18 protein-coding genes are annotated in these 25,384 nt (G+C 68.1%); 11 read left to right on the top strand and 7 right to left on the bottom strand.

Going from position 1 to position 25,384, the window contains the following annotated elements; all coding sequences use genetic code 11:
* Window positions 1-28 precede the first annotated feature (28 nt).
* Window positions 29-970: an HTH-type transcriptional regulator CysB gene (gene cysB, locus AzCIB_RS21085; RefSeq protein WP_050418495.1), complete on the top strand. Its 942-nt coding sequence runs from the start codon at window positions 29-31 to the stop codon at window positions 968-970.
* Here cysB and AzCIB_RS21080 read toward each other — a convergent pair.
* The 3 genes from AzCIB_RS21080 to AzCIB_RS21070 all read right to left on the bottom strand — a co-directional run bounded on the left by AzCIB_RS21080 (window position 958) and on the right by AzCIB_RS21070 (window position 5,624).
* Window positions 958-1,938: an asparaginase gene (locus AzCIB_RS21080; protein ID WP_050417696.1), complete on the bottom strand. Its 981-nt coding sequence runs from the start codon at window positions 1,936-1,938 to the stop codon at window positions 958-960. The two genes, cysB and AzCIB_RS21080, sit on opposite strands and share 13 nt — an antisense overlap.
* Before the next feature lie 23 nt (window positions 1,939-1,961).
* Window positions 1,962-3,701, bottom strand: coding sequence for a cation:proton antiporter domain-containing protein (locus AzCIB_RS21075; RefSeq protein ID WP_050417695.1), 1,740 nt, complete (start codon window positions 3,699-3,701; stop codon window positions 1,962-1,964).
* Window positions 3,702-3,800: 99 nt separating this feature from the next.
* Complete coding sequence (locus AzCIB_RS21070) at window positions 3,801-5,624, bottom strand: ABCB family ABC transporter ATP-binding protein/permease (protein ID WP_050417694.1); 1,824 nt, start codon at window positions 5,622-5,624, stop codon at window positions 3,801-3,803.
* An 86-nt stretch (window positions 5,625-5,710) separates the two neighbouring features.
* Here AzCIB_RS21070 and AzCIB_RS21065 point away from each other — a divergent pair, with 86 nt between their 5' ends.
* Window positions 5,711-7,105, top strand: a complete 1,395-nt coding sequence (locus tag AzCIB_RS21065; protein ID WP_050417693.1) for a DNA recombination protein RmuC — start codon at window positions 5,711-5,713, stop codon at window positions 7,103-7,105.
* On the opposite strand, the gene AzCIB_RS21060 is transcribed toward AzCIB_RS21065, so the two are convergent.
* A complete protein-coding gene (locus AzCIB_RS21060) occupies window positions 7,081-8,754 on the bottom strand; it encodes an alpha-glucosidase (RefSeq protein WP_198149576.1) in 1,674 nt (557 codons plus the stop codon). The genes AzCIB_RS21065 and AzCIB_RS21060 overlap by 25 nt on opposite strands.
* A gap of 222 nt (window positions 8,755-8,976) precedes the next feature.
* Between AzCIB_RS21060 and AzCIB_RS21055 the strand changes: the two genes are divergently transcribed.
* Window positions 8,977-10,083: a glycoside hydrolase family 5 protein gene (locus tag AzCIB_RS21055; RefSeq protein WP_050417692.1), complete on the top strand. Its 1,107-nt coding sequence runs from the start codon at window positions 8,977-8,979 to the stop codon at window positions 10,081-10,083.
* On the opposite strand, the gene AzCIB_RS21050 is transcribed toward AzCIB_RS21055, so the two are convergent.
* On the bottom strand, window positions 10,063-11,871 hold the full coding sequence (locus tag AzCIB_RS21050; protein ID WP_050417691.1) for an ABC transporter ATP-binding protein/permease: 1,809 nt from the start codon (window positions 11,869-11,871) through the stop codon (window positions 10,063-10,065). The two genes, AzCIB_RS21055 and AzCIB_RS21050, sit on opposite strands and share 21 nt — an antisense overlap.
* Window positions 11,872-12,147: 276 nt before the next feature.
* Here AzCIB_RS21050 and AzCIB_RS21045 point away from each other — a divergent pair, with 276 nt between their 5' ends.
* Window positions 12,148-12,939 (top strand): endonuclease/exonuclease/phosphatase family protein, encoded by a 792-nt coding sequence (locus AzCIB_RS21045; protein ID WP_050417690.1) that lies wholly within the window; start codon window positions 12,148-12,150, stop codon window positions 12,937-12,939.
* On the opposite strand, the gene AzCIB_RS21040 is transcribed toward AzCIB_RS21045, so the two are convergent.
* Window positions 12,936-13,610, bottom strand: coding sequence for a carbonic anhydrase family protein (locus AzCIB_RS21040; protein ID WP_050417689.1), 675 nt, complete (start codon window positions 13,608-13,610; stop codon window positions 12,936-12,938). The two genes, AzCIB_RS21045 and AzCIB_RS21040, sit on opposite strands and share 4 nt — an antisense overlap.
* 107 nt (window positions 13,611-13,717) lie before the next feature.
* Between AzCIB_RS21040 and AzCIB_RS21035 the strand changes: the two genes are divergently transcribed.
* On the top strand, window positions 13,718-14,656 hold the full coding sequence (locus tag AzCIB_RS21035; RefSeq protein ID WP_050417688.1) for a LysR family transcriptional regulator: 939 nt from the start codon (window positions 13,718-13,720) through the stop codon (window positions 14,654-14,656).
* A gap of 164 nt (window positions 14,657-14,820) precedes the next feature.
* Here the strand turns inward: AzCIB_RS21035 and AzCIB_RS21030 are convergent, their stop codons facing one another.
* Window positions 14,821-16,656, bottom strand: a complete 1,836-nt coding sequence (locus AzCIB_RS21030; protein ID WP_050417687.1) for a fibronectin type III domain-containing protein — start codon at window positions 16,654-16,656, stop codon at window positions 14,821-14,823.
* A gap of 187 nt (window positions 16,657-16,843) precedes the next feature.
* On the opposite strand from AzCIB_RS21030, the gene AzCIB_RS21025 reads away from it, so the two are divergent.
* The 6 genes from AzCIB_RS21025 (at window position 16,844) to AzCIB_RS21000 (ending at window position 25,274) form a co-directional block, all read left to right on the top strand.
* Window positions 16,844-17,545 (top strand): TetR/AcrR family transcriptional regulator, encoded by a 702-nt coding sequence (locus tag AzCIB_RS21025; RefSeq protein WP_050417686.1) that lies wholly within the window; start codon window positions 16,844-16,846, stop codon window positions 17,543-17,545.
* 90 nt (window positions 17,546-17,635) lie between these two features.
* A complete protein-coding gene (locus tag AzCIB_RS21020) occupies window positions 17,636-20,125 on the top strand; it encodes an acyl-CoA dehydrogenase (RefSeq protein WP_050417685.1) in 2,490 nt (829 codons plus the stop codon).
* Window positions 20,122-21,402, top strand: a complete 1,281-nt coding sequence (locus tag AzCIB_RS21015) for an acetyl-CoA C-acetyltransferase (protein WP_050417684.1) — start codon at window positions 20,122-20,124, stop codon at window positions 21,400-21,402. Before AzCIB_RS21020 ends, AzCIB_RS21015 begins: the two co-directional genes overlap by 4 nt.
* Window positions 21,402-23,405 carry a 3-hydroxyacyl-CoA dehydrogenase NAD-binding domain-containing protein gene (locus AzCIB_RS21010; RefSeq protein ID WP_050418493.1) on the top strand — a complete coding sequence of 668 codons (2,004 nt, stop codon included), beginning with the start codon at window positions 21,402-21,404 and terminating at the stop codon, window positions 23,403-23,405. Before AzCIB_RS21015 ends, AzCIB_RS21010 begins: the two co-directional genes overlap by 1 nt.
* 16 nt (window positions 23,406-23,421) lie before the next feature.
* On the top strand, window positions 23,422-23,829 hold the full coding sequence (locus AzCIB_RS21005; protein WP_050417683.1) for an acyl-CoA thioesterase: 408 nt from the start codon (window positions 23,422-23,424) through the stop codon (window positions 23,827-23,829).
* 128 nt (window positions 23,830-23,957) lie between these two features.
* Window positions 23,958-25,274: an OmpP1/FadL family transporter gene (locus AzCIB_RS21000; protein WP_050417682.1), complete on the top strand. Its 1,317-nt coding sequence runs from the start codon at window positions 23,958-23,960 to the stop codon at window positions 25,272-25,274.
* The last annotated feature ends 110 nt before the right edge of the window (window positions 25,275-25,384 follow it).

The raw sequence follows: 25,384 nt of genomic DNA, 5'->3' as shown, positions 1-25,384 counted from the left end.
AAGAAGTTTTGGTTATAAAGGGATGGCGATGAACCTCCAGCAGCTGCGTTACATCCATGAAGTCGCGCGTCGCGGGCTGAATGTTTCCGAGGCCGCGGAGGCGCTGTTCACGTCGCAGCCGGGGGTGTCGAAGCAGATCCGGCAGTTCGAGGCGGAGCTGGGGGTCGATATCTTCGTGCGTCACGGCAAGCGCCTGGTGGACGTGACGGCGCCGGGGCGGCAGGTGCTGGCGATCGCCGAGCGGATGCTGCGCGACGCCGACAACCTGCGCCAGGTCGGGGACGAGTTCACCAACGAGGTCGCGGGGGATCTCTCCATCGCGACCACCCACACGCAGGCGCGCTACGTGCTACCGCGGGTGATCCGCGACTTCATGCAGCGTTTTCCTCAGGTGAAGCTGTCGCTGCATCAGGGCAGCCCGCGCCAGGTGTGCGACATGGTGATGTCGGGCGAGGCGGATATCGCGATCGCGACCGAGGCGATCGCCGAATACGACGAACTGGTGATGCTGCCGTGTTACCAGTGGAACCGCTGCATCGTCGCGACGCCGCGCCACCCGATCCTGAAGGAGCATCCGCTGACGCTGGAGGCGATCTCGCGCTACCCGGTGATCACCTACGACGACGCCTTCACCGGACGCAGCCTGATCAACAAGGCCTTCCTCGGGCGCGGCTTGCGGCCGAACGTGGTGCTGACGGCGCTGGACTCCGACGTGATCAAGACCTACGTCGCGATGGACCTCGGCATCGGCATCGTCGCGCGCATGGCCTATGACGCTTCGGCCGACAAGGCGCTGGGGATGGCGGACGCGTCGCATCTCTTCGAGTCGAGCACGACGCGCGTGGGGCTGCGGCGCAATGCCTACCTGCGCGGCTATGTGTATGCGTTCATCGAGCTCTTCGCGCCGCACCTGACGCGACGCATGGTGGATGTGGCGCTGGCGGGCGGGGGCGAGGACTACGGAATGTAGTCGTCCGCCAGCAGGCGGTCGAGCGCTGTCGCGTCGCCGCCCGCGAGCGCCAGCATCAGCGCGACGCGGGCCTGCGACGCGGGCAGTTCGCCGGCGGGATGCGTGCCGAGGCGATCATCCATGGCCTTGCGGCCGATCGGCCCCATGCCTACGCGGGAGGCGCGGATCACCGGGATGCCGCGTGCGACGGCAGCGGCGACGGGGGGCTCCCATGCCGAGGGCAGGCTGCCGTTACCGGGCAGCGCGAGCACGAGGCCGCGTGCGCCGTCCGCGATCAACAGGTCGGGGAGTCCGGGCGGCGTGCCGGCGCCGATGTAGAGGACGTCGACTCGGGGCAGTTCGGCGAGATCCGGCGCGAGTGCGATGAGCGGTCGGGGCGCGGCCGCAGGAGGCGCGAAGTAGCGCAGCGGGTCGGTGCGGCCGATCGCACCGGCGCTGGCGCCGCCGAAGGCATCCAGGCGGTGGGTTTCGCGTTTGCGCACGCCGAGGGCGGGATAGATCGCGTCGCCGAAACTGACGAGCACACCCCGGCCGGCGCTGTCCGCGTGGGCGGCGACGCAGGCGGCGCTGTAGAGGTTCATCGGGCCGTCCGCCGACAGCGCGGTCGCGGGGCGCATCGCGGCGGTGAGGACCACGGGTTTGGCGCTGGCGTGCGTCAGGGCCAGGAAGGCAGCGGTCTCTTCCAGTGTGTCGGTGCCGTGCGTGATGACGACGCCGTCGATGGCGTCGTCGTCGAGCAGGGTCTGCACGCGCCGGCCGAGGACCAGCCAGTGCGCGGGCGCCATGTTTTTGCTGTCGAGGCTGAACAGCTGCTCCGCGCGGATCCCTGCAATCCCTGCGAGTTGCGGCACGGCGGCAAGCAGCGCGTCCGCGCCGAGCGCGCCGGCGGTGTAGCCGGTGGTGTCGGTCGCGGATGCGGCGGCGCCGGCGATGGTGCCGCCGGTGGCGATGAGGGCGAGGGTGGGCATGGCGGCTTCCTCCGGCCGGGCGATCAGCTGGTGCGGAACACGGCGATGCGGCGCGCGCGTTCCTGATCGAGCAGGCGGGTTGCGACGTCGCCGGGGACGCCCAGCGTCTCGAACACCGAGCCGGCGAGTTGCAGGCCCGATTCCAGCGTCTCGGGAATCACGACCGTCGCGCCGGCGTCGCGCAGGGCCTGCGCGTGGGCCTCGTCGCGCGCGCGGGCGGCGATGCGGATGTTGGGCGAGGTGGCGCGGATGCCCTTGACGGCATGCAGCGCGGCGGCGGTGCGGTCCATCGTCAGCACGACCGCGACTGCGCGTTCGAGGTGCAGGCGGCGCAGCAGCTCCGGGCGGCTGGCGTCGCCGAAATACACCGGGGCGTTCTCCGCCCGCATCTGCTTGACGAGCTTCGCATCGGATTCCAGCGCGAGGTAGGGGATGCCCTGTTCGGACAGCAATTCGCCGATGAGCCGGCCGACGCGCCCGTAGCCGGCGATGATCACGTGGCCGCTGAGCTGTTCGAGCTGCCGCTCTTCCTCGAAGACGGGTTTGCCGACGCGCGCGTCGATGCTGTTGCCGAGCTTGCGCCCGAGCAGGGTGAGCGAGGGCGTGATGAGCATCGACAGGCCGACGACCAGCAGCATGAAGTGGCCGACCTGCGGATCGAGCAGCTCGAGGCCGAGCGCCATGCCGATGACGATGAAGGCGAACTCGCCGCCCTGGCCGAGCATGATGCCGCCCTCGGTCGCGCGGCCCCAGGACAGGCCGAAGAGGCGGAACAGCACGATCAGGATCAGCGCCTTGATCGCGAGCACGCCGATCACCGACAGCGGCAGCAGCAGCGGCTGGGCGAGGATTGCGCTGATGTCGATGCCCATGCCGACGGACATGAAGAACACGCCCATCAGCAGGCCCTTGAAGGGCTCGATCGTGACCTCGACCTCGTGGCGGAACTCCGTCTCGGCGATCAGCAGGCCGGCGAGGAGCGCTCCCATCTCCATCGACAGGCCGGCCGCGCGCGTGAGCACGGCGACGCCGAGGGTCGTCAGCAGCGTCACCGCCATGAAGGACTCGGACTGGCGGCTCGCGGCGATCTGGTGGAAGAGCGGGCGCACGACGCGGCTGCCGATGAAGTAGATCAGGCCGACGGTGATGACGCCCTTGAGGGCGGCGATGGCCATCAGCGCCGCGACGCTGTCCCCCGATTTCTGGCCCAGCACCGTGACCAGGACCAGCAACGGCACGACCGCGAGATCCTGGAACAGCAGCACCGAGAAGGTCGCCTGGCCGAGCGGGGTGCCGAGCTCGCGGCGCTGCGTGAGCAGCTGCATGACGACGGCGGTCGAGGAGAAGGACAGCACCACGCCGAGCACGACGGACGATTCGATGCTGTTGCCGAACGCGTAGGCGATGCCGCCGATCGTGAGTGCCGACAGGCCGACCTGCAGGTGCCCCAGGCCGAACACGAGGCGGCGCATCGCCCACAGGCGGTCGATGGACATCTCCAGCCCGATCATGAACATCAGGAAGATCACGCCGAATTCGGCGAACACAGCGACGTCTTCCTGGCGCGAGAAGGTCAGGTAGCGCAGCCACGGCGAGGCATCCGTGTGCTGGCCGAGGCCGAAGGGGCCGACGATCATCCCGACCGTGAGGAAACCGAGCACCGGATTGATGCTGCGCCGCTGCAGCAGCGGGATCAGCACGCCGGCGAGCGCGAGGAAGAGGATGACTTCGTGAAGGAAGGCGGGTGCGTCGTGCGCGTCCATTAACGGATCTTGTCTTGTCGTATGCCGTAAGTGTATCGGATCGGTGCGCCCCCAGAACCTGCGGACAACACTGCCTGCGGGGTGCGCGCAGCGCCGGGCTTACGGACTGGAGTCCGCCAGTTGCGCCTCCTCGCGTTCCTGCTGCTGCAGGGCCCACATGCGGGCATAGTCGGCGCCGCGCGCGAGCAGTTCGGCATGCGTGCCGCGCTCGACGATGCGGCCTTGGTCGAGCACGATGATCTCGTCGGCGTTCATGATGGTGGAGAGCCGATGCGCGATCACGAGCGCGGTGCGCCCTTCGGCGGCGAGGTCGAGCTGGGCCTGGATCGCCTTCTCGGTCTTGGAATCGAGCGCCGAGGTGGCCTCGTCGAAGATCAGGATGGCCGGGTTCTTCAGCAGCGCGCGGGCGATGGCGACGCGCTGCTTCTCGCCGCCGGAGAGCTTTAGCCCGCGCTCGCCGACGCGCGTCTCCCAGCCGTCGGGCAGGCGCGCGATGAAGTCGATGAGCTGCGCGGCGCGCGCGGCGGCCTCGACTTCGGCGCGGCTCGCGTCGGGGCGGCCGTACTGGATGTTGTAGAACAGCGTGTCGTTGAACAGCACCGTGTCCTGCGGGACGATGCCGATCGCCTGGCGCAGGCTCGTCTGCGTGAGCGCGCGCAGGTCGTGGCCGTTCACGCGGATCGCGCCCTGCTGGACGTCGTAGAAGCGGTACAGCAGGCGGGCGAGCGTCGACTTGCCCGAGCCCGAATGGCCGACGACGGCGACGGTGCGCCCGGCCGGAATCGCGAAGTCGACGTCGTGCAGGATTGTGCGCTTGGGATCGTAGGCGAAGCCGACGTGCTCGAAGTACACGCTCGCGGGGCCGGGCAGCAACGCGAGCGCGTCGGGCGCGTCGGCGACCTCGCGGTGCTGGTGCATCAGGCCGAACATGCGCTCGATGTCGGTGAGCGACTGGCGCAGCTCGCGGTACAGCACGCCGAGGAAGTTGAGCGGGATGTAGAGCTGGATCAGGAAGGCGTTGACCAGCACGATGTCGCCGATCGTCATCGCACCGCTTGCGACGCGGCTGGCGGCCTGCCACATCATCGCCGTGACGCCGACGGCGATGATCGCGGCCTGGCCGATGTTGAGCGCCGACAGCGACATCTGGTTGGTGACCTGGGCGTTGGTCCACTTCTGCATCTGCTCGTCGTAGCGGCGCGCCTCGAAGTCCTCGTTGTTGAAGTACTTGACCGTCTCGAAGTTGATCAGGCTGTCGATCGCGCGCGCGTTCGCGGCCGAGTCGAGCTCGTTGGCGGTGCGGCGCAGCGCGGTGCGCCAGTTGGTGACGTGGACCGTGAAGAAGATGTAGAGCGCGAGCGTGCCGAGCGTGATCAGCGCGAACACGGCGTCGTACTGCACGAGCAGGATGCCGACGACCAGCCCGATCTCGATCAGCGTCGGCAGGATGGAGTACAGCGTGTAGCTGATCAGCGAGCCGATGGAGCGCGTGCCGCGTTCGATGTCGCGCGTCAGCCCCCCGGTCTGGCGTTCGAGGTGGAAGCGCAGCGACAACGCGTGCAGGTGGCGGAACACGCGCAGCGCGATCTCGCGCACGGCCTGCTGCGTGACGCGCGCGAACACGATCTCGCGCAGCTCGGTGAACAGCGAGGTGGAGAAGCGCAGCACGCCGTAGGCGAGCAGCAGCGCCGCGGGGACGACGATGAAGGCCTGCTCGGTGGTGAGTGCGAGCCGGTCGATGAGCTGCTTGAAGATCAGGGGCACCGTGACGTTCGCGCCCTTGGCGGCAACGAGGCAGGACAGCGCGAACAGGACGCGGACCTTGTAGGCCCAGATGTAGGGGAACAGGCTCTTGATCGTCTGCCAGTCGTGGCGGTCGGTCGGCTCGGGGCCGGGCAGGGCGGTGGCGGGTGCGCGTCTCATCGGGCAATTCTAACGTGCGGGCGCTACCATTTCGCCTTTCGCCCGCCCCGTCCGGGGCGCGGCAGACGAATCGGGATGGCGGAACGATGGTGAGCGGTTCGGCGGGGGTGGTGGTTTGGCTGGTCGCGGTGCTGGGCGGCGTGCTTGCGGGCGCCCTGCTGGTGTGGCTGCTGCTGCGCGGGCGGGCGGCCGAGGCGGCAGCGGTGGCGCTCGAGCAGGGGCGCGCGGAGGTGCGCGTCGAGCTGGCGGCGGCGACCGAGCGGGCCTCCCGCGTCGCGGGGCTGGAACAGCAGCTGGCGGCGACGGCCGCACAGCTGAGCGCGGCGCGCAGCCGGCTTGCCGAACTCGATGCCCGTCTCGACGCCGAACGCCGCGCGGCTGACGACAAGCTCGCGATGCTGATCGCGGCGCGCGAGAGCCTCGCCGACCAGTTCAAGAGCCTCGCCAACGACATCCTCGAGGAGAAGGCCAAACGCTTCACCGAGCAGAACCGGACCAACCTCGGCCAGCTCCTCGACCCGCTGCGCCTGAAGCTGCAGGAATTCCAGGGCAAGGTCGAGCAGGTCTATGTGCAGGAAGGCAAGGACCGCAGCGCGCTCGCCGAGCAGGTGCGCCAGCTGATGGAGCTGAACCAGTCGCTCAGCCAGGACGCGAAGAATCTCACGCGTGCATTGAAGGGATCCAGCAAGACGCAGGGCAACTGGGGCGAGTTGATCCTCGAACGCGTGCTGGAGGCTTCGGGCCTGAGGAAGGGTGAGGAGTACGACGTGCAGGAGAGCCACACGCGCGACGACGGCTCGCGCGCGCAGCCCGACGTCGTGATCCATCTGCCCGAGGACCGCCATCTCGTCGTCGACGCGAAGGTGTCGCTGACCGCTTACGAGGAGTACGTGACCGCGGAGGACGAGGGCGAGCGCCAAACGTGGACCAAGCGCCACCTCGATTCGGTGCGCGGCCACATCAAGGGCCTGTCGGAGCGCAACTACCAGGACCTGTACGGCTTGAAGTCGCTCGACTTCGTGCTGATGTTCGTGCCGGTCGAGCCCGCCTTCATGCTCGCGGTGACGCACGACCGCGAGCTCTTCATGGATGCGTGGCAGAAGAACGTGCTGCTCGTGAGCCCGTCGACGCTGCTCTTCGTCGTGCGCACGGTCGCCCACCTGTGGCGCCAGGAAGCGCAGAGCCGCAACGCACAGGACATCGCGAAGCGCGGCGCGGAGCTCTACGACAAGCTGGTCGGCTTCGTCGAGGATCTGGAAACGGTCGGCAACCGCATCGAGCAGGCGCAGAAGGCCTATCACGCCGCGCACAACAAGCTCGCGAGCGGGCGCGGCAACGTGATCCGGCAGGCGGAGATGCTGAAGCAGCTGGGAGTGAAGCCGGCAAAGGCGTTGCCGGTGGGGATGGTGGAGGCGGCGATGGATGGCGACGAGGTCGCCGCGCTGGCCGCCGCGGCTCAGGACGCGGTCGCGGCGCGGTAGACGCGCGCCTCCCACGGCGCGAGGTTCAGCGTGTGGCGCGGGCCGTGCGGTGCGACCGGGCGGTTCGTGAGCAGCAGGTCGCCCGAGTCGAGCGCGAAGCCGGCGTGGCGGAAGGTCGCGGGACGGGCGCTCAGGTTGCAGATCACGGCGATGCGCTCGCTGCCCTCGCCGCGGGTGTAGGCGTAGATGCGCGTGCTCCGTCCGGCGAGTGCGCAGTAGCGGCCGTGGATCAGCACCGGCTCGCGCCGGCGCAGCGCGATCAGCGCGCGGTAGTGCTTGAGCACCGAGTCCGGTTCGGCCTGCTGGCGCGCGACGTTGAGTTGCCGGTAATCCTGGTGCGCGGCGAGCCACGGCGTGCCGGTCGTGAAACCGCCCTGCGGGCCGTCGTCCCAGGGCATGGGCGTGCGCGAGGTGTCGCGGCCGGTGCGGCGCATCTCGTCGAGGATCGCGTCCTCGCCCATCCCCGACGCGCGCATCTCGGCGATACGGTTGTGGGCGAAGCTGTCGCGGAACTCGGCGAGGCTCGCGAACTCGGCGTTGGCGAGGCCGAGTTCCTGTCCCTGGTAGATGAAGGGCGTGCCCTCCATCAGGAAGTACATCGTCGCGAGCGCGGTGGCGCTCTCGCGCGGGTGGCGCTGCGGGTCGCCCCAGCGCGAGACGACGCGCGGCAGGTCGTGGTTTTCGAGATACAGCGCGTTCCAGCCGTGCCCGTGCAGCGAGCGCTGCCAGCGGCCGAGGATGCGCCTGAGCGCCACAACGTCGAGCGCTGCCTGCGGGGCGTTCGACCACAAGTGCCAGTGCTCGAACTGCAGGATCATCGACAGGCGATCGCGCGTCGTCCCGACCCATTCCTCCGCGGCGTGGGGGCCGATGCCGTTGGCCTCGCCGACGGTCATCGCGTCTCGGCCGGCGAGCGTCTCGCGGGCGAGCTCGTCGATGTCGTCGAGGATGCCGGCGACGTTCATGTGGCACGGGTAGGCGGCGACCTGCGCGAGGCCCTGCGGATTGGGCATGTCGGGCAGCCCCGGCGCCTTCCTGATATGCGTGATCGCGTCGATGCGGAAGCCGTCGACGCCCTTGTCCAGCCACCAGCGCATCATCGCGTGGATCGCCGCGCGCACGGCCGGGTTCTCCCAATTCAGGTCGGGCTGGCGGCGCGTGAAGAGATGCAGGTACCACTGGTCCGTCGCCGCGTCGTGTTCCCAGGCCGACCCGCGGAAGATGCTCTCCCAGTTGTTGGGCGGGCCGCCGTTGCGGCCGTCGCGCCAGATGTACCAGTCGCGCCTCGGGTTGTCGCGCGACCTGCGCGACTCGGCGAACCACGGGTGCTCGTCGCTGGTGTGGTTGATGACGAGGTCGAGGATCACGCGCATGCCGCGGCGGTGCGCTGCGGCGAGCAGGCGATCGAAGTCGGCCATGCTGCCGAACTCGTTCATGATCGCGCAGTAGTCCGAGATGTCGTAGCCGTTGTCGTCGTTGGGCGAGCGGTAGATCGGGCACAGCCACAGCACGTCCACGCCGAGCCACTGCAGGTAGTCGAGCCGCGACAGGATGCCCGGGATGTCGCCGATGCCGTCGCCGTCCGTGTCCATGAAGCTGCGCGGATAGATCTGGTAGACCACCGCCTGCTGCCACCATCTGCTTTCCATTGCCGGACTCCCGTGCGCCACTCGCGCGGCATCGCATTTCAGGAGTGTGCCGCACTTGGACGATGGTCGCGAGGCGCCAGGGGGATGGGATGCGGTGCAAAGTCCGTCTGGCACGCCGCGCTCCGTGCAATATCGCAAAGACTGCATGCACATCGGGGATTACAGTGTGATCAGGATTGCCGGCGGCAGTGCCGGCGGGCGCTGACCAAGGGAGGTCAAATCATGCATGCGAACAGTCCGAAACTGCGGGGGGTGAACCTCGGGAGCTGGCTGCTGCTGGAAAGGTGGATGGTCCCCAGCCTGTTCGAGGGACTTGCCGCGGCCGACGAGACCTCCTTCTGCGCCGAACTCGGCCCCGCGGCCGCGAAGCGCCTGCGCGGCCACTGGCAGCGCTGGATCACGCGCGAGGATTTCGCGTGGATCGCCGAGCGCGGTCTCAACGCGGTGCGCATTCCCTACGGCCACTGGATCTTCGGCCCGGACTACCCGTATCACCGCACTTACGGCGACAAGGACCATCCCTTCGTCGAAGGCGGCATCGAGGTTCTCGATCGCGCAATGGACTGGGCGCAGGAATTCGGCCTGCGCGTAATGCTCGACCTGCACGCCGCGCCGGGTTGCCAGAACGGCTTCGATAACGGCGGGATCATGGGAGTGTGCGAGTGGCACACGCAGCCGGAGTATCTGGAGCATGCGCTGTCGGTGCTCGAGCGCATTGCCGAGCGCTATCGCGCGCATCCGGCGCTGCATGCGATCGAATGCCTCAATGAGCCGCACTGGGATGTGCCGACGGACTATCTCAAGGACTTCTATCTTGCGGCCTACGAGCGTATCCGCAAGCATTGTCCCGCCGAGCGTGTCGCGGTGGTCTTCCACGATGGTTTCCGCTCCTTCCGCGAATACGTCGGCTTCATGCAGGCGCCCGAGTACCGCAACGTGATCTTCGACCTGCACCGCTACCAGTGTTTCGACCGCAGGGACATCGACCTCGACATCTTCGGCCACAAGGCCAAGGCGGGCGGCGAATGGCGCGACGAGGCTGACGCGATCAACGCCGAGCTGCGTCTGCCTGCGGTGTGTGGCGAATGGAGCCTGGGTCTGGACCTGCGCGTCGTGTCGCTGTGGGCCGAGGGGCCGTTCAACCACGCGCTCGAGCACATGGACGAGTTCCAGCAACACGTCGCGAATCGCGGGTACGGCGCTTCGCAACTGCTGGCCTTCGAGAAATACCTGGGCTGGTTCTTCTGGAGCTACAAGACCGAGACGACGCCCGCCTGGAGCTTCCGCGACTGCGTCACACGCGGCTGGTTACCGTCCCACTTCCGCTGATCCGGTGAGGGGGGCTGGGCTGGCGGCCGGCTCCTCGACAGGGGGCTTCGCACCGGGCGCGTCGATGCGGTGCAGTTCCAGTCGGCGTTCGAAAAAGTGCTCGAGGCTGCTGTGCCGGCTGACGCACAACAGCGCGGTGTTGGGTAGTTCGTGACGCAGCATTTCCATGATCTCCGCCTCGCCCTTGGCATCGAAGGCGTCGGTGGTGTCCTCGAGAAACACCCACGCCGGTTGCTGCAGGAATAGCCGCGCAGTGCTCAGCCGTTGCTGGGCGCGCAGCGGCAGCACGTGGTTCCAGTCGTCGGTCTCGTCGAGCCGCGGCGCCAGCCACGCGACGCCGGCACATTCCAGCGCACGGTGCAACTCGGCAGTGTCGTAGTGATCCACCCGCAGCGGATAACACAGCACCGCGCGCAGGCTGCCGGTGGGCAGGAAAGGATGCTGCGGCACGAACACGATCTCCGGGCCTTCGGGCAGGCAGATCTCGCCGCTGCCCCACGGCCACAGCCCTGCCACGGCCTTGAACAGCGCGAGCTTTACCTGCGAATTGCCGACGATCAGGATCCGTTCGCCGCGCCGCACGTGCAGGTCCAGGCCGCGGATCAGCGGATCTCCGGCCGGGGTGTCCAGCGACAACCCGCGCAGGTGCAGTTCGGCGTTCGTCGATTGCCCGATCCTGATGCGTGCCGGCTCGCCCTGGCCGTCGATGACGTCGAGCCGCAGCATGTCGTCGTGCAGGTTCACGACGCGCCCGGCGGACGTCCGCCACATCGCGATTTCGCCCAGCTTGTCGATCGGCCACGACAGTGCCGACGCCAGCCGCTCGAACGCCTGCGCGGCCTGCATCAGGCCGCCGAGTGTCAGCGCGCCGGCGATGAATTGCGGCGCAGCCACGAGGATGGGGAAGACCGGCATCAGGTTGCCGTAGGCGGTCGAGAACGACACGATGCCCAGGTAGGCCAGCGTCTGGCGGTTCCAGACGCGCGCGATATCGCCGAAGAGTCGCGCCGCGCTGTGCCGCTCCATGCGCTCGCCGTGCGTCAGCGCGATCGCTTCGGCGTTCTCGCGGGCGCGCGCGAGGCTGAAGCGCAGGTTGGCCTCGACGCTCTGCAGCCGGTTCGTCGCGCGCACCAGCGGTCGGCCGAGCAGGTAGCCGATTGTCGCCCCCCCGCCCGCGTATGCGAAGGCGAGCAGCACCATATAGCCGGGCACTTCGAATTCGCTGCCCGGAAACGTTGCGCTGCCCGAGATTTCCGAAAGGATCGCGATGAAGCCCCAGCCGATCAGCATCGAATAGGTCAGCGAATGCGCCAGGCTGATGGCCGCCTCGGTGGAGATGCGGATGTCCTCGGCGATGCGCTGGTCCGGGTTGTCGTGCTCGCCCTTCAGGAACTGCAGACGGTAGTGGCGCGATCGCGTCATCCACTTCTCGACCAGGTTCGCGGTGAGCCAGCGCCGCCAGTCGAGCTGCAGCCAGCGCTTGACGTGCATGTGCAGCGCCGTGACGGCCATCGTCAGCACGAGGATCAGCGCAAAGACGAGGATCTGCTGCAGCAGCGCGTCGAGCGAGCGCGCCTCGAGGGCATCGAAGAAGGCGCGATTCCAGTAGCTCGTCCACATCACGAGCGTGACCTGGCCGATCGTCAGCAGCAGGAACAACAGGGTCGCGCCGGCGATGCGCCAGCGTCGCTCCGATTTCCAGTAGGGCAGCGCCAGACGGGCGAAGCGCCGCACCGCATGGCCGGGGGCGGCGGGTCGGGATTCCGGCGGCAGTGCGGCGGTGACCATCAGCCGTCTCCCGCCGGTCGTGGCGAGCCGGACGTTCGCGCGACTGCGAACTTGCCGTCGAGGCGCGAGCAGGCCGCCGCGCACGGGCGCCGCCCTGCCACCCCTCCGTTGGCAAGCATCGCTGCAACGATCATCTGGCCGTCCCTGTCCCGTGAAAGTATTGTTGCAATGCTTAGACTATCGCAATCGGGCTCAATACAACCGTGATCTAAGTAGCAGGCCCGCGGAGCGCTGGTGCTCGGGGTGTCACCTCACAGGATCGAGGCGGAGGAGAACATGCAGCTCAGGGTGATGTCCTTCAATATCCGCTGTGCATCGGCGCCGGACGGGGAGCACGCGTGGGCGTACCGCAAGGGGCTCGTGCTCGAGCGCATCCGCGCCTTCGATCCCGACCTGTTGGGCCTGCAGGAATGCCGCGACGACGAGCAGGCCGCGTTCGTCCGTGCGGCCCTGCCGGATTACGAATTCGTCGGCGTGCATCGTCTCGGCGAAGGCGATTCGGCGATCGAGATGGCGCCGCTGCTATACCGGCGCGCCGCTTTCGCGGAGACCGCGCGCGGCCATTTCTGGCTCGCCGACGAACCGGACACGCCCGGGCGCCAGTCCTGGGGGGCGGCCTACCCGCGCACCGCGAGCTGGGTGAAGCTGCAGCCGGGAGAATCCGGTGCGCCGCCGGTCGTCTTCCTGAACACCCATTTCGACTACCAGGGCACAGCGCGCGAAGCGTCGGCGCGCCTGCTGCGACGCTGGGTGCAGGGGGTTCCGGGGGACGAGGGCGTCGTCGTCACGGGCGATTTCAATGCCGAGCGCGACTCGGAGACTTTCCGCGAGCTCACCGCTGGAGGCGCGCTGCGCGAGGTGCTGCAGGAAGCGGGTGCGGCAGTCGGCACCTACCACGACTACGGCCGCGCGCCGGTGCGCGAGGCGATCGACTGGATCCTCGCTTCGCCGCACTTGCGCACCGAGGCGGCCGGCGCCGACACCTGGCACGCGGGCCGGCGCTATCCGTCCGACCACTTCCCGGTCACGGCGCGGCTCGCGCTCAACCCCACCCGGGAGCGGAGCTAGCCGGCGCTGATCTGCAGCGACGCGGCGTCGTGCAGCCAGGTGTCGTCGAAGAACGTCACCTCGCCGCTGGCCAGGTCGTGTTTGCCGCCGATGATGCCCACCTTGCCGGCGGCGATCAGGTGCTCGAGGATGGTGCTGCGGTTCACGATCGACCGCACCGAGCGGCGCACGTTCAGGTCGGCCACGTTCTCGACGAACGTGGCGTTCTTCGAGTTGCGCTTCGCCGGATCCGGGGTCTGGCTCTCTTCGTACACGGCCGGCTGGATCTTCGACAGCAGCTCGGTCAGGTTGCCCAACTCCACGTGGTCGCATGCGCCCTTGATTGCGCCGCACGAGGTGTGCCCGAGCACCACGATGAGCTTCGATCCGGCCACGTGGCACGCGAATTCGAGGCTGCCGATGATGTCGGTGTTGATCACGTTGCCGGCGATGCGCACGGAGAAGATGTCGCCGAGGCCCTGGTCGAAGATGAGTTCGGCCGACGTGCGGCTGTCGATGCAGCTGACGATGGTGGCGAACGGCCACTGGCCGTCGCGCGTCGCGTTGGCTTGCTGCAACAGATCGCGGCTCATGCGCAGGTTGTTGACGAAGCGGGCGTTGCCCTCCCTGAGGAACTGCAGCGCAAGCGCGGGGGTGACGCTGGCCTGAGTTTCGGACGTATGAGTTTTCATCGAGGGGCGGACCTCACCTTCACACAATTGACGTTGGCCGCGATGTTACCGACGGGTGAAAATAATTAATAATCGATATTAATGATGATATGTATCGATAAAACTCTATGAACGCCACCTTCCGCCAGTTGCGCCTCTTCCTCGCCCTTGCCGACCACGGCAGCATCACCGCCGCCGCCGAGGCCTGCCACGTCACCCAGCCCACCGTGTCGATGCAGCTGCGCGAGCTCGCGGAGGCCGTCGGCCTGCCGCTGTACGAGCAGATCGGCAAGCGCCTCTATCTCACCGCGGCAGGCGAGGCGCTGGCGGCGACCGCGCGCGCGATGCTCGACGAGTGGCTTGCGTTCGAACAGGCGATCGACGCGATGAAGGGGCTGGAGCGCGGGCGGTTGCGCGTCGCGCTGGTGAGCACCGCGAAGTACTTCGTGCCGCGCCTGCTGGGCAGTTTCTGTGCCGAGCACCCCAACATCGAGATCGCGCTCGAAGTGCTCAACCGCGATGGCGTCGTTGCCCGCCTGCGCGAGAACCGCGACGACCTCTACATCATGTCGATGCCGCCCGAGAACCTGGACCTCGAACGGCACGCCTTCCTGCCCAACCCGCTCGTCGTGATCGCCCCCGAAGGGCACCGACTGGCGGGGCACGGGCTCGAACTCGCCGACCTTGCCGCCGAGCGCTTCATCCTGCGCGAGCGCGGCTCCGGTACGCGCCTCGCGTGCGACGCGCATTTCGCGCGCAACGCCTTCGTGCCGGAAGTTCGCCTCGAACTCGGCAGCAACGAGGCGATCAAGCAGGCCGTCGCGGGCGGCCTCGGCCTCGCGGTGATTTCGCGTCACGCCCTGGCTGCGCGGCCCGCGGACGACCAGCTGGCGATCCTCGACGTTGTGGGCTTCCCGCTGCAGTCCAGCTGGTTCACGTTGCATCCGCGCGGCAAGCGGCTATCCCCGGTCGCGGCCGTCTTTCTCGGGCACCTCGAACGCACCGCGCGCGAATGGAGCGAGCGGCGCGACCGGGGCAAGGCCGGCGAGCCGAATGCGCAGTCTTGATCTCTGATGCACTCCGATCACACAAAGAAGGAGCGGAGCATGAAAAGCGCACGGAGGGCATTCGGAATCGCCGCGGCGTCGCGATCGGTGCAGGCGCCGCTCGCAGGTGACATGACCCGCGGCAACTGGACCACGGAAGGCGACGAACGGGCGGCGGCAGGCCGTCAGGGCGTCTTTATCGGTGCGATATTCGAATACCCGGAGTTGCCGCCCTTGCCGGACGCCATTACGCGATACTGGTAGCGCGTCGCGCGCGCGACTGCGGGGTCGGTGTATTTCTGGATATTGGCGGGCAGGGATGCGATGGCGGCGAAGTTGGTGCAGCCGATTCCGGTGCAACGTTCCACCGTGAAGCCTGTCTCGTTGCCGGCGCGGTCGAGCCAGCTCAGGCGCACCTCGACTGCCGGCCCGACCCGCTTGGCCTGGGCCTTGAGGTTGGAGGGAGCAAGGGGCGGCAGCGGCGGGGTGGTGACCGAGAGGGTGTTGGAGTAGGGCGAGGCGCCTGCGCCGTTGAAGGCCCGGACGCGCCAGCTGTAGGTCACGTCGCTGGACAGTGCGCCGTCCACGTAAGTCGATACGTTTTCGGCCAAGGTGGCGATCACTGTCCAGTTGCCCGGGTTCGCGTCGCACTCGGCCGCTGCGCCCTGGCAGCGTTCGACCGTGAATCCGGTCTCGTTCGTCGAATTGTCGCTCCAGCCAAGGTAGATGCTGTTCGGCTTGAGATCGAAGTAGCTCAGCGGCGTCGGCTGGGTGGGGACGAGCGTCGGGTCGCTCTGGTTGAGGCGGGCCGTCGTGCCCCCGACCACGTAGACGCTCCTGTCCGTGTTGCCGAGTGCGATGGCCTGGGCGTAGCCGTATGGGATGGTGCGTGTCCAGCCCGATGTGCCATCGGCGTTGACGCGGGTCACCGCCATCTCGGACAGGGTCCCGGCGGCCAGGTAGGCGTTGTTGTCCACGTCCAGCAACATGTGGGCGTGGGCGAGCAGCGCGAGCGGTCCGTCCGCATCGAGGTTCGACCAGATCAAGGCGCCGTCTTTATCGTTCAGTTTCACGAAGGCTGCGCCGGGGGTTCCGCTGTTCGGGAATCCGCTCACCACCGCACCATTGTCGCTGCCAGCTTCGATCCGGAAGCCCGCGAGCGGGTAGACGTTTTCCCAAAGGAGATCGCCCGCGGGGTCGAGTTTCTTGACGACAGTCCCGGGATTGGCCACCCCGTACTGGCCGTGGACGACGTAGGTGTTGCCGAACGCGTCGCCAGCGGAATCGCCAACAGTGAGGCTGGGAACCGCCGGCAGATTCCACACGGCGTTGCCGTTCAGGTCGATCTTCGCGTAGCCGTTGAAGCTCCCGGTGATGGAGCGCCCCGTGAGCAGGAGGTGGTATTCCGGGGTGAGCTTGAAGTTCACCGCTGCGCCGATGCCGGCGGAATCGAAGTACGACCATAGCGCCGTACCATCCGGGTCGAATTTCTTGACCTTGGTCACCCGCCCGTTGGGGCCGTTGCCCATGCCGAACACGTAAACATTGTCGGAGCGGTCAACGAGGCACTTCTTCACGGACGAGCCGTCGAACCCGCTCTCGAACACGCGCCGCCAGACCAGTGCCCCGTTGGCGTCGAACTTGATGACGATGCTGGCGGCTTCCACGGGATTGGAGTAGCCGGACATGAGGGTGCCGCAGACGATGGCATTGCCGACGCTGTCGGCGACGACCCAGCTTGCGCGTTCCCACTTGGTTGCGTCGGTCTGGTCGTAAGAGGCGACCCAGGCATGGGTGCCGTTGGAATGGCGCTTCGTCAGCGTCATCTCCGCGCCGAGCGCCTGCTCGTAGTCCACCGTATACACGGAGTCATTCGCATCCAGCGCGACCGAGACGCCTCGGGTCTGCTGCAGCCATGCGAGCGTCGCGTCCGCTGCGGCATAAGCCGGGAGAATCGCGCACAGCAGCGCAGGGACATATAGCGTCGCGATACGCCGCAGGGAGAGAGGGCATGTGCTCATCGATTCACCTGCGCATGGTCTGGAGCCTTGTTGTTTCTAGCATGCGATTCACCTGACGGCACCATCGCGCCGCATGAAGTTTGATGTTGCTCAACATTCCACGCTATGCCGTCCTGCTCATCAGTATTTCTTGACTTCCAATCAATGAAACGTATGATTAAAACAATCGTTTGATTTATGGTCAGTCATGCGCGCACCCACCGAACGCCAGTCCGCTCCCGAAACCCGCGACCGCATCCTTGATGCGGCCGAGGCGCTATTCGTCGAGCATGGCTTCGAGGCGACTTCGATGCGCATGATCACGGGGCAGGCCGGTGCGAACATCGCTGCGGTGAACTACCACTTCGGCAGCAAGGACGCGCTGATCCAGGAAGTGTTCAAGCGCCGGCTCACGGAGCTGAACCGGCGGCGCCTCGCGGCGCTCGACCGGCTGGAGGCCGAGGCCGGCGGGGCGCCGTTGAAGCCCAGCCGCATCGTCGAGGCCTTCTTCGGCACCGCGCTGGAGATGGCGGCGGATACCGCGCACGGCGGCCACACTTTCATGCGCCTGCTCGGTCGAACCTACACGGAGCCCAACGGTTTCGTGCGCCAGTTCCTCGCCGAGGAGTACGCCGAGGCGGTCGAGCGCTTCCTCGCTGCGCTGTACCGCGCGCTGCCCGACGTGCCGCGCGAGGAAATCCTGTGGCGCTTCCATTTCATGATGGGGGCGATGTCCTATGCGATTGCCGGCACTGACGCGCTGCAGCTCTTCGCCGGCAAGTTCGACGACGCCGCCCCCGAGCGGCTGTTGCCGCGGCTGATGTCCTTCCTGCTCGGCGGCCTGCGCGCGCCGCTGCCGGGGCAGGGTGTGCCGGGGGAAATCGGCAGGGGCGCGCCGACGCGCCAATGATTTGAATGCAGGCCCGTCCGGGGCGGCACAGCGCGGCACAGACCGCGGCCGACCGGGCGCAGGCGGATCGAAAACGTTCAGGAGACGACAATGATCTGGTGGTTCATCGCTTTGCTCCCTCCCTTGGCAATCGCGCTCGCCTACGGGCGAGCGCCCCTTTTTGCCTGGGTGGGTGTCGGGCTGGTCTGGCTGGCGGCGGCCGGCTGGGCCGGAGGCTGGGCGCCGGCGGCGATCGTCGCGGCGCTGGTGGTCTTTGCGGCCGTGATGGCGATCTTCCTGCTGCGGCCCGTGCGCCGCGCGCTCGTCACGGCGCCGGTGTTCCGCGCCTTCCGCGCGGCGCTGCCGTCGATGTCGCAGACCGAGCGCGACGCGCTGGAGGCCGGCACGGTGTGGTGGGAGGGCGAGCTCTTCCGCGGCGCGCCGGCGTGGTCGAAGCTGCTCGCCTATCCGTGGCCCAAGCTCAGCGCCGAGGAGCGCGCCTTCCTCGACAACGAGACCGGCGAGCTGTGCCGGCTCACCAATGACTGGCAGGACAACCTGCGCCAGGATCTGTCGCCCGAGGTGTGGCAGTACATCAAGGACAAGGGCTTCCTCGGCATGATCATCCCGAAGGAGTATGGCGGGAAGGGTTTCTCGGCCTATGCGCACTCGCAGGTCGTGACCAAGCTGTCGACGCGTGCCTCGGCGCCCGCGATCACGGTGATGGTGCCGAACTCGCTCGGGCCGGCGGAGCTGCTGTTGCACTACGGCACGCCGGAGCAGAAATCCCACTACCTGCCGCGGCTGGCGAAGGGGCTGGAGATCCCGGCTTTCGCGCTGACAAGCCCGTGGGCGGGGTCGGACGCCGCGTCGATTCCCGACGCGGGCGTCGTGTGCAAGGGGACGTGGCAGGGGCGCGAGGTGCTGGGCATGCGGGTGTCCTTCGACAAGCGCTACATCACGCTCGCGCCGGTGTGCACGGTGTTCGGGCTGGCGTTCCGCCTGTACGACCCGGACGGCCTGCTCGGCAAGGAGCCGGACCTGGGCATCACTTGTGCGCTGGTGCCGGCCGAGCACCCGGGCGTCGATACCGGTCGCCGCCACTTCCCGCTCAACGGCATCTGGATGAACGGGCCGGTGCGCGGTCGCGACGTCTTCATGCCGCTCGACTTCATCATCGGCGGGCCGAAGATGGCCGGGCAGGGCTGGCGCATGTTGATGGAGTGCCTCGCGGCGGGCCGTTCGATCTCGCTGCCGGGCTCCAACACCGGCATGCAGAAGATGACCGCGCGCGCGGTCGGCGCCTATGCGCGGGTGCGCTACCAGTTCAAGACCGCGATCGGCCGCTTCGAGGGCGTCGAGGAGGCGCTGACGCGCATCGGCGCGAACACCTATCTCAGCGACGCGGCGCGCGTGATGACGGCCGGCGCGATCGACCTCGGCGAGAAGCCCTCGGTGGTGTCCGCGATCGTCAAGTACCACGTCACCGAGCGCGCGCGCCAGACCGTCAATGACGGCATGGATGTGATCGGCGGCAAGGGCATCTGCCTCGGGCCGCAGAACATGCTGGGGCGCGCCTACCAGCAGATCCCGGTGGGCATCACCGTCGAGGGTGCGAACATCCTCACGCGCAGCCTGATCCTGTTCGGCCAGGGCGCGATCCGCTGCCATCCCTATGTGCTCGACGAGATGCACGCAGCGCAGGCGAAGGACCTCGCCGCCTTCGACGAGGCCCTGTGGGGTCACGTCGGCTACACGGTGTCGAACGCCGCGCGTGCGCTGGTGATGGGGCTCACCGGCTCGCACTTCGTCGCGGTACCGGAGAGCGTCGCTCCCGAGACGCGGCGCTACTACCAGCAGCTCACGCGTTTCTCGGCCGCCTTCGCCTTCCTCTCGGACATCTCGATGGGCACGATGGGTGGCGCGCTGAAGCGCAAGGAGAAGCTCTCGGCGCGTCTCGGCGACATCCTGTCGCTGATGTACCTCGCCTCGGCAGTGCTGCGCCGCTACGAGGCCGAAGGGCGGCAGGCCGCGGATGCGCCGCTGATGCACTGGGCGATCTGGGACTGCATGTTCAAGGCGCAGAACGCCTTCGAGGGCGTGATCGCGAACTTTCCGAACCGCGTCTTCGCAACGCTGCTGCGCCGCATCGTCGTGTTCCCGCTCGGGCGGCCCTATGTCGTGCCCTCCGACCAACTCGGGCATGAAGTCGCGAAACTGCTGATCGAACCCTCGGCGACGCGCGACCGGCTGACCTCCGACGTGTACCTGACGACGGATGTCGAGGAGCCGATCGGTGCGCTGGAAGCCGCGCTCGCTGCGACCATCGCCGCCGAGCCGGTCGAGGCCAAGGTGCGGCAGGCGCAGAAGGCGGGGCGCTTCGAGCCGGGCCTGATGATCGGCGGCGGCGTCGACGCGGTGTGGCAGCGGGCGCTGGAGGCCGGTGTGATCACCGCCGACGAGTTCGCAGTGCTGAAGCGCCGCGGCGAGTTGCGCGACAAGGTGATCCGCGTCGACGACTTCCCCTACGACTTCGGCCTGCGCGCCGCGCTCGGCGAGATCGAGCCGCAGGCGTCCACGTCAGTCAAGGCCGCTGCATGAGCCGGGACATCTTCATCGTCGACGGCGCGCGCACGCCTTTCCTCAAGTCGCGCAACACGCCGGGGCCGTTCGCGGCCTCCGACCTCGCGACCGCCGCTGGCGCAGCCCTGCTCGCGCGCCAGCGCTTCGCTCCCGATCAGTTGGACGAGGTGATCCTGGGCTGCGCGAGCCCCTCGCCGGACGAGGTCAACATCGGCCGCGTCGTCGCGCTGCGCATGGGCTGCGGGCAGAAGGTGCCGGGCTGGACGGTGATGCGGAACTGCGCCTCGGGCATGCAGGCGCTCGACTCGGCGATCGCCAACATCCAGGCGGGACGTTCGCAACTGGTGCTCGCGGGCGGCGTCGATGCGCTGTCGCGCGCGCCGCTGCTGTTCTCCGATGCGATGGTGCGCTGGCTGTCGGGCTGGTACGCAACGAAGAGCGTCGGCGAGAAGTTCGCCGCGCTGCGCCGCTTCAGGCCGGGCTACCTCGCGCCGGTGATCGGCATCATGAAGGGCCTCACCGACCCGATCGTCGGCCAGCTGATGGGCCAGACCGCGGAGAACCTCGCGCACCGTTTCGGCATCTCGCGTGCCGACATGGACGCCTTCGCGGCGCGCAGCCACGCCCGCGTGCTCGCCGCGCGTGAGGCTGGGCACTTCAGCGAGATTGTGCCGCTGATAAATCGCCACGGCACCGTGTATGCGGACGACGATGGCGTGCGCGCGGACTCGACGCCCGAGAACCTCGCGAAGCTGAAACCCTTCTTCGACCGCAAGTACGGCCGCGTGACCGCCGGCAACAGCTCGCAGATCACCGACGGCGCCGCGTGGCTGGTCCTCGCGTCCGCAGCGGCGGTCGAGCGCCACGGCCTGACGCCGCTGGGGCGCATCGCCGACAGCCAGTGGGCGGGCCTCGACCCCGCGCAGATGGGCCTCGGGCCGGTGCATGCGGCGACGCCGATGCTGCAGCGCCACGGACTGGGGCTCGCCGACATCGACGCGTGGGAGGTCAACGAGGCCTTCGCCGCGCAGGTCATCGCCTGTCTGCGCGCATGGGACGACGCGGACTACTGCCGCGACGAGTTGGGACTGGCCGACGCCTTCGGGCGCCTCGACGAAGCGAAGCTCAACCTCGACGGCGGCGCGATTGCGCAGGGCCACCCGGTCGGCGCGAGCGGTGCGCGCATCGTGCTGCATCTCCTGAACGTGCTGCGGCGGCAGGGCTTGAAACGCGGCGTCGCGAGCATCTGCATCGGCGGCGGGCAGGGCGGCGCGATGCTGGTGGAGGCGCTGTGATAAGCGATTTCAAGCATCTGGTGCTTGCGCGCAAGGGCGATGAAAATGGCCTCGCGTGGCTGTATCTCGACCGCGCGGGCGCGAGCACGAACACGCTGTCGCGCGAGCTGCTCGACGAGCTGGCCGCGGCCTTCGCGCAGCTCGAAGCCGATCCGCCCAAGGGGCTGATCATCGCGTCGGCGAAGCCGGCCGGATTCGTCGCCGGTGCCGACATCGAAGAATTCACGCGCATCGACTCGGCGCAGGGTGCGCGCGATCTGGTGCAGCGCGGCTGGGAGCTCTTCAACTGGCTCGCGCGCCTGAAGTTCCCGACGCTCGCGCTGATCCGCGGCCATTGTCTCGGCGGCGGGCTGGAGCTCGCACTCGCGTGCCGCTACCGTATCGTCGTCGACGAGCCTGGCACCAAGCTCGCGCTGCCCGAGGTGATGCTGGGTATCGTCCCCGGCTGGGGCGGCATGCAGCGCCTGCCCGAGCTGATCGGCCCGGCGGCGGCACTCGACATGATGCTCACCGGCAAGAGCGTGGACGCGCGTCGCGCGCGCAAGCTGGGCCTTGCCGACGAATGCGTGCCGCCACGCGTGATGGAAAACGCCGCGCGCATGCTGGTGCGCTCCGGCCAGCCGCGGCGTGCCCTGCCCTTTGCGCACAAGCTGCTCAACGGCCCGCTGAAGGCGATCGTCGCGAACAAGGCGCGCCAGCAGGTCGCCACGAAGGCGCGGCGCGAGCACTACCCGGCGCCCTACGCGATCCTCGACATCTGGCGCAAATATGGCGGCAACGCGCTCGCGGTGCCGGCGGACGATCCGGCTTCGCTGGAGGCGATCTTCCGCTCGCCGACCGCGAAGAACCTCGTGCGCGTGTTCTTCCTGCAGGAGCGGCTGAAGGGTTTCGGCAAGAGTGATGGCAAGAGCGGCGACTTCTCGCCGCGCCACGTGCATGTCGTCGGCGCCGGCGTGATGGGTGGCGACATCGCCGCGCTGTGCGCGTTCGCGGGCATGACGGTGACGCTGCAGGATCAGTCCGTCGAGCATATCGCGCCGGCGGTCGCGCGCGCCGCGAAGTTCTTCGAGCGCAAGTTCCGCGGCGACCGGCGGCAGGTGCGCTTCGCGCTCGACCGCCTGATCCCCGACCCGCAGGGGCATGGCGCCGCGCGCGCGGACCTCGTGATCGAGGCGATCTTCGAGAACCTGGAGGCGAAGCGTGCGCTGTTCGGCGAGCTCGAGCGGCGCGCGAAGCCTGACGCGGTGCTCGCGACCAACACCTCCAGCCTGCGCATCGAGGACATTGCATCGGCGCTCGCGGATCCGCGCCGCCTCGTCGGCATCCACTTCTTCAACCCGGTCGCGCTGATGCCGCTCGTCGAAGTCGTGCGCGGCGAGGCGTCCGACGACGAGGCGCTGCGCCGCGCGGCGGCCTTCGTGCGGCGCATCGACAAGCTGCCGCTGCCGGTGAAGAGCGCGCCGGGCTTCCTCGTGAACGCGGTGCTGGGCCCCTACATGCTGGAGGCGCTGCGCTGCGTCGACGAGGGCTTGTCGCCGGAGACGGTCGACGCCGCGCTGCTCGCCTTCGGCATGCCGATGGGGCCGGTCGAGCTGGTCGACACCGTCGGGCTGGATATCGCGGTCGCGGCCGGCAAGGCGCTCGCGGGCGACGCTGCCGAGGCGCCGCGCAGGCTGATGGAGCTCGTCGCGGCCGGGCAGCTCGGCCGCAAGAGCGGGCAGGGCTACTACCGCTGGGCCGCTGGCAAGGCACAGAAGGGCGCCGTCGGGGCGATTCCGGCCGGGCTGGCGGAGCGCATCGTCGCGCCGCTCGTCGCGGCGGCACGGCGCTGTGTCGACCACGGCGTGGTCGCCGATGCTGACCTCGCCGATGCCGGTGTGATATTCGGGACCGGCTTTGCCCCCTTCACGGGCGGGCCGCTGACTTATTCCCCTGAATCGGGTGAAACTATTCCCGGCGCGGATTCCAGCGGCCGGGTTGGTGCTATCGTGCATGCTGGATGAGCGTGAGGGGATTCTTATGAGCGACGACGCAGTCGAGCCGGTGAAACTGCCCGAGAACAAGCAGCCGGCCTTGCGCATGATGCCGATGCCGGCCGACGTGAATCCGGCGGGCGATGTGTTCGGCGGCTGGATCATGGCAATGGTCGACATCGCCGGCGCGATTCCCGCGCATCGGCGTGCGCGCTGCCGCACCGCGACGGTCGCGGTGAACTCTTTCGTGTTCAAGCAGCCGGTCTCGGTCGGCGACCTTGTAAGTTTTTATGCCGAAGTCGTCGCCGTCGGGCGCACTTCCATCACTGTAGACGTCGAGGTGTATGCCGAGCGCGATCCCGAGAATCCGGTGGTCGTGAAGGTCACCGAGGCGACGCTGACCTACGTCGCGCTCGACGACAAGGGGCGCAAGCGGCCCGTTCCGCCTGCCTGAGTTGCATCGATGAGTTTCGCGCGACCCCGGGGCGCCGGGATTCGCGTGGATCTTTTGAGGAGACCGCGCCGCAGGTCCCGACTTGCCGCGCCGAAATTGCACAGACAATTCACGAGGAGATGTGACACATGAAGAAAACCACGATTGCCCGCCTGCTGCCTGCCGCCCTGTTCGCACTCGGTTCGGGGGCCGCGTCCGCTGCCGGCTTCCAGTTGCTGGAACAGAACGCGAGCGGCATCGGCAACTCTTACGCGGGTTCCGCCGCGGTCGCCGAGAACGCGAGCACGATCTTTTTCAACCCCGCCGGCATGACGCAGCTGCAGGCGCGCGAGGTGTCGATGGGGATCTCGGCGGTGCGGCCGAGCTTCGATTTCAAGAACAAGGGCAGCGTGATCCTGAACGCGCCGGCCCTCCCGACAAGTGGTAGAGGGGGCGACGCCGGCTCGTGGGCGGCCCTGCCGAACGGTTACCTCTCCTGGGCGCTTAACAAGGATCTCTACGTCGGTGTCGGTCTCGGCGCGCCGTTCGGCCTGATCACCGAGTACGACGACGACTGGGTCGGGCGCGCGCAATCGATCAAATTCGACCTCAAGACCTACAACATCAATCCCTCCATCGCGTTCCGCGTGAACGACAAGGTGTCGATCGGCGGCGGTGTCAGCTGGCAGCGTCTCGAAGCCGAATACGAGCGCACCGTGTCGGTGCTGCCCAACGGCATCGCCCCGGTGCCGGGGCTGAGCTCGACCTTGGCGACACTGGACGCCGACTCGGACGCCTGGGGCTGGAACGTCGGCGCGCTGTTCACGCTGTCGCCGTCGATGAAGGTCGGCGTGTCGTACCGTTCGACGGTCGATCACACGCTCGAGGGCGATCTCAAGGTCGAAGGGCCGGCGACGGCGTTCGCCGGTGTCGTGCCGTCACTGCGGTCGGTCAAGGCCGAAGCCGACGTCGAGCTGCCCGACACGTTCATCGTCAGCGTCACGCAGAAGCTCAACGACCGCTGGGAAATGCTCGGCGACCTGTCCTGGACCGGCTGGAGCAGCGTCGATGAGGTCGACATCGTGCGGACGTCCGGACCGCTTGCCGGCTCCGTCGCGCAGAAGCTGGAAGCGGATTTCAAGGACACCTGGCGCGTCGCGCTCGGCGCGAACTACCTGCTCAACGATGCGTGGAAGTTGAAGTTCGGCGTCGCTTACGACCAGACGCCGGTGAAGGACAAGGAGCGCCGCCTGACCTCGCTGCCGGACAACGACCGCACCTGGTTCAGCGCCGGCGCGCAGTGGAGGGTGAGCAAGACGAACACGCTCGACCTCGGCGCGGCGTATCTATACGTGCCGGACACCAAGATCGACAACGACCAGACCGCGCTCGGTCGCGGCCGCGTGACCGGCGAATACACGTCCAGTGTGTGGATCCTCGGCGCGCAGTATTCGATGGCGTTCTGATCGCCCGACAGGTGGACGGCGGCCGCATCCGGTCGCCGTCCCTTTCCGCGGCATCCGCCGCAATCATCCGCTAAAAAGAAGAGAGCAGCATTCGCCGCGGGCAGCGGCTG

Source organism: Azoarcus sp. CIB, from assembly GCF_001190925.1.
GTDB lineage: Bacteria > Pseudomonadota > Gammaproteobacteria > Burkholderiales > Rhodocyclaceae > Aromatoleum.
Note: the sequence above shows the minus strand (reverse complement) of the source record. Positions and strands in the feature narration are given on the sequence as shown.

Coding starts and splice junctions, on each gene's coding strand:
- cysB (WP_050418495.1), top strand. CDS start 29: ATGAACCTCCAGCAGCTGCGTTACATCCATGAAGTCGCGCGTCGCGGG.
- AzCIB_RS21080 (WP_050417696.1), bottom strand. CDS start 1,938: ATGCCCACCCTCGCCCTCATCGCCACCGGCGGCACCATCGCCGGCGCC.
- AzCIB_RS21075 (WP_050417695.1), bottom strand. CDS start 3,701: ATGGACGCGCACGACGCACCCGCCTTCCTTCACGAAGTCATCCTCTTC.
- AzCIB_RS21070 (WP_050417694.1), bottom strand. CDS start 5,624: ATGAGACGCGCACCCGCCACCGCCCTGCCCGGCCCCGAGCCGACCGAC.
- AzCIB_RS21065 (WP_050417693.1), top strand. CDS start 5,711: ATGGTGAGCGGTTCGGCGGGGGTGGTGGTTTGGCTGGTCGCGGTGCTG.
- AzCIB_RS21060 (WP_198149576.1), bottom strand. CDS start 8,754: ATGGAAAGCAGATGGTGGCAGCAGGCGGTGGTCTACCAGATCTATCCG.
- AzCIB_RS21055 (WP_050417692.1), top strand. CDS start 8,977: ATGCATGCGAACAGTCCGAAACTGCGGGGGGTGAACCTCGGGAGCTGG.
- AzCIB_RS21050 (WP_050417691.1), bottom strand. CDS start 11,871: ATGGTCACCGCCGCACTGCCGCCGGAATCCCGACCCGCCGCCCCCGGC.
- AzCIB_RS21045 (WP_050417690.1), top strand. CDS start 12,148: ATGCAGCTCAGGGTGATGTCCTTCAATATCCGCTGTGCATCGGCGCCG.
- AzCIB_RS21040 (WP_050417689.1), bottom strand. CDS start 13,610: ATGAAAACTCATACGTCCGAAACTCAGGCCAGCGTCACCCCCGCGCTT.
- AzCIB_RS21035 (WP_050417688.1), top strand. CDS start 13,718: ATGAACGCCACCTTCCGCCAGTTGCGCCTCTTCCTCGCCCTTGCCGAC.
- AzCIB_RS21030 (WP_050417687.1), bottom strand. CDS start 16,656: ATGAGCACATGCCCTCTCTCCCTGCGGCGTATCGCGACGCTATATGTC.
- AzCIB_RS21025 (WP_050417686.1), top strand. CDS start 16,844: ATGCGCGCACCCACCGAACGCCAGTCCGCTCCCGAAACCCGCGACCGC.
- AzCIB_RS21020 (WP_050417685.1), top strand. CDS start 17,636: ATGATCTGGTGGTTCATCGCTTTGCTCCCTCCCTTGGCAATCGCGCTC.
- AzCIB_RS21015 (WP_050417684.1), top strand. CDS start 20,122: ATGAGCCGGGACATCTTCATCGTCGACGGCGCGCGCACGCCTTTCCTC.
- AzCIB_RS21005 (WP_050417683.1), top strand. CDS start 23,422: ATGAGCGACGACGCAGTCGAGCCGGTGAAACTGCCCGAGAACAAGCAG.
- AzCIB_RS21000 (WP_050417682.1), top strand. CDS start 23,958: ATGAAGAAAACCACGATTGCCCGCCTGCTGCCTGCCGCCCTGTTCGCA.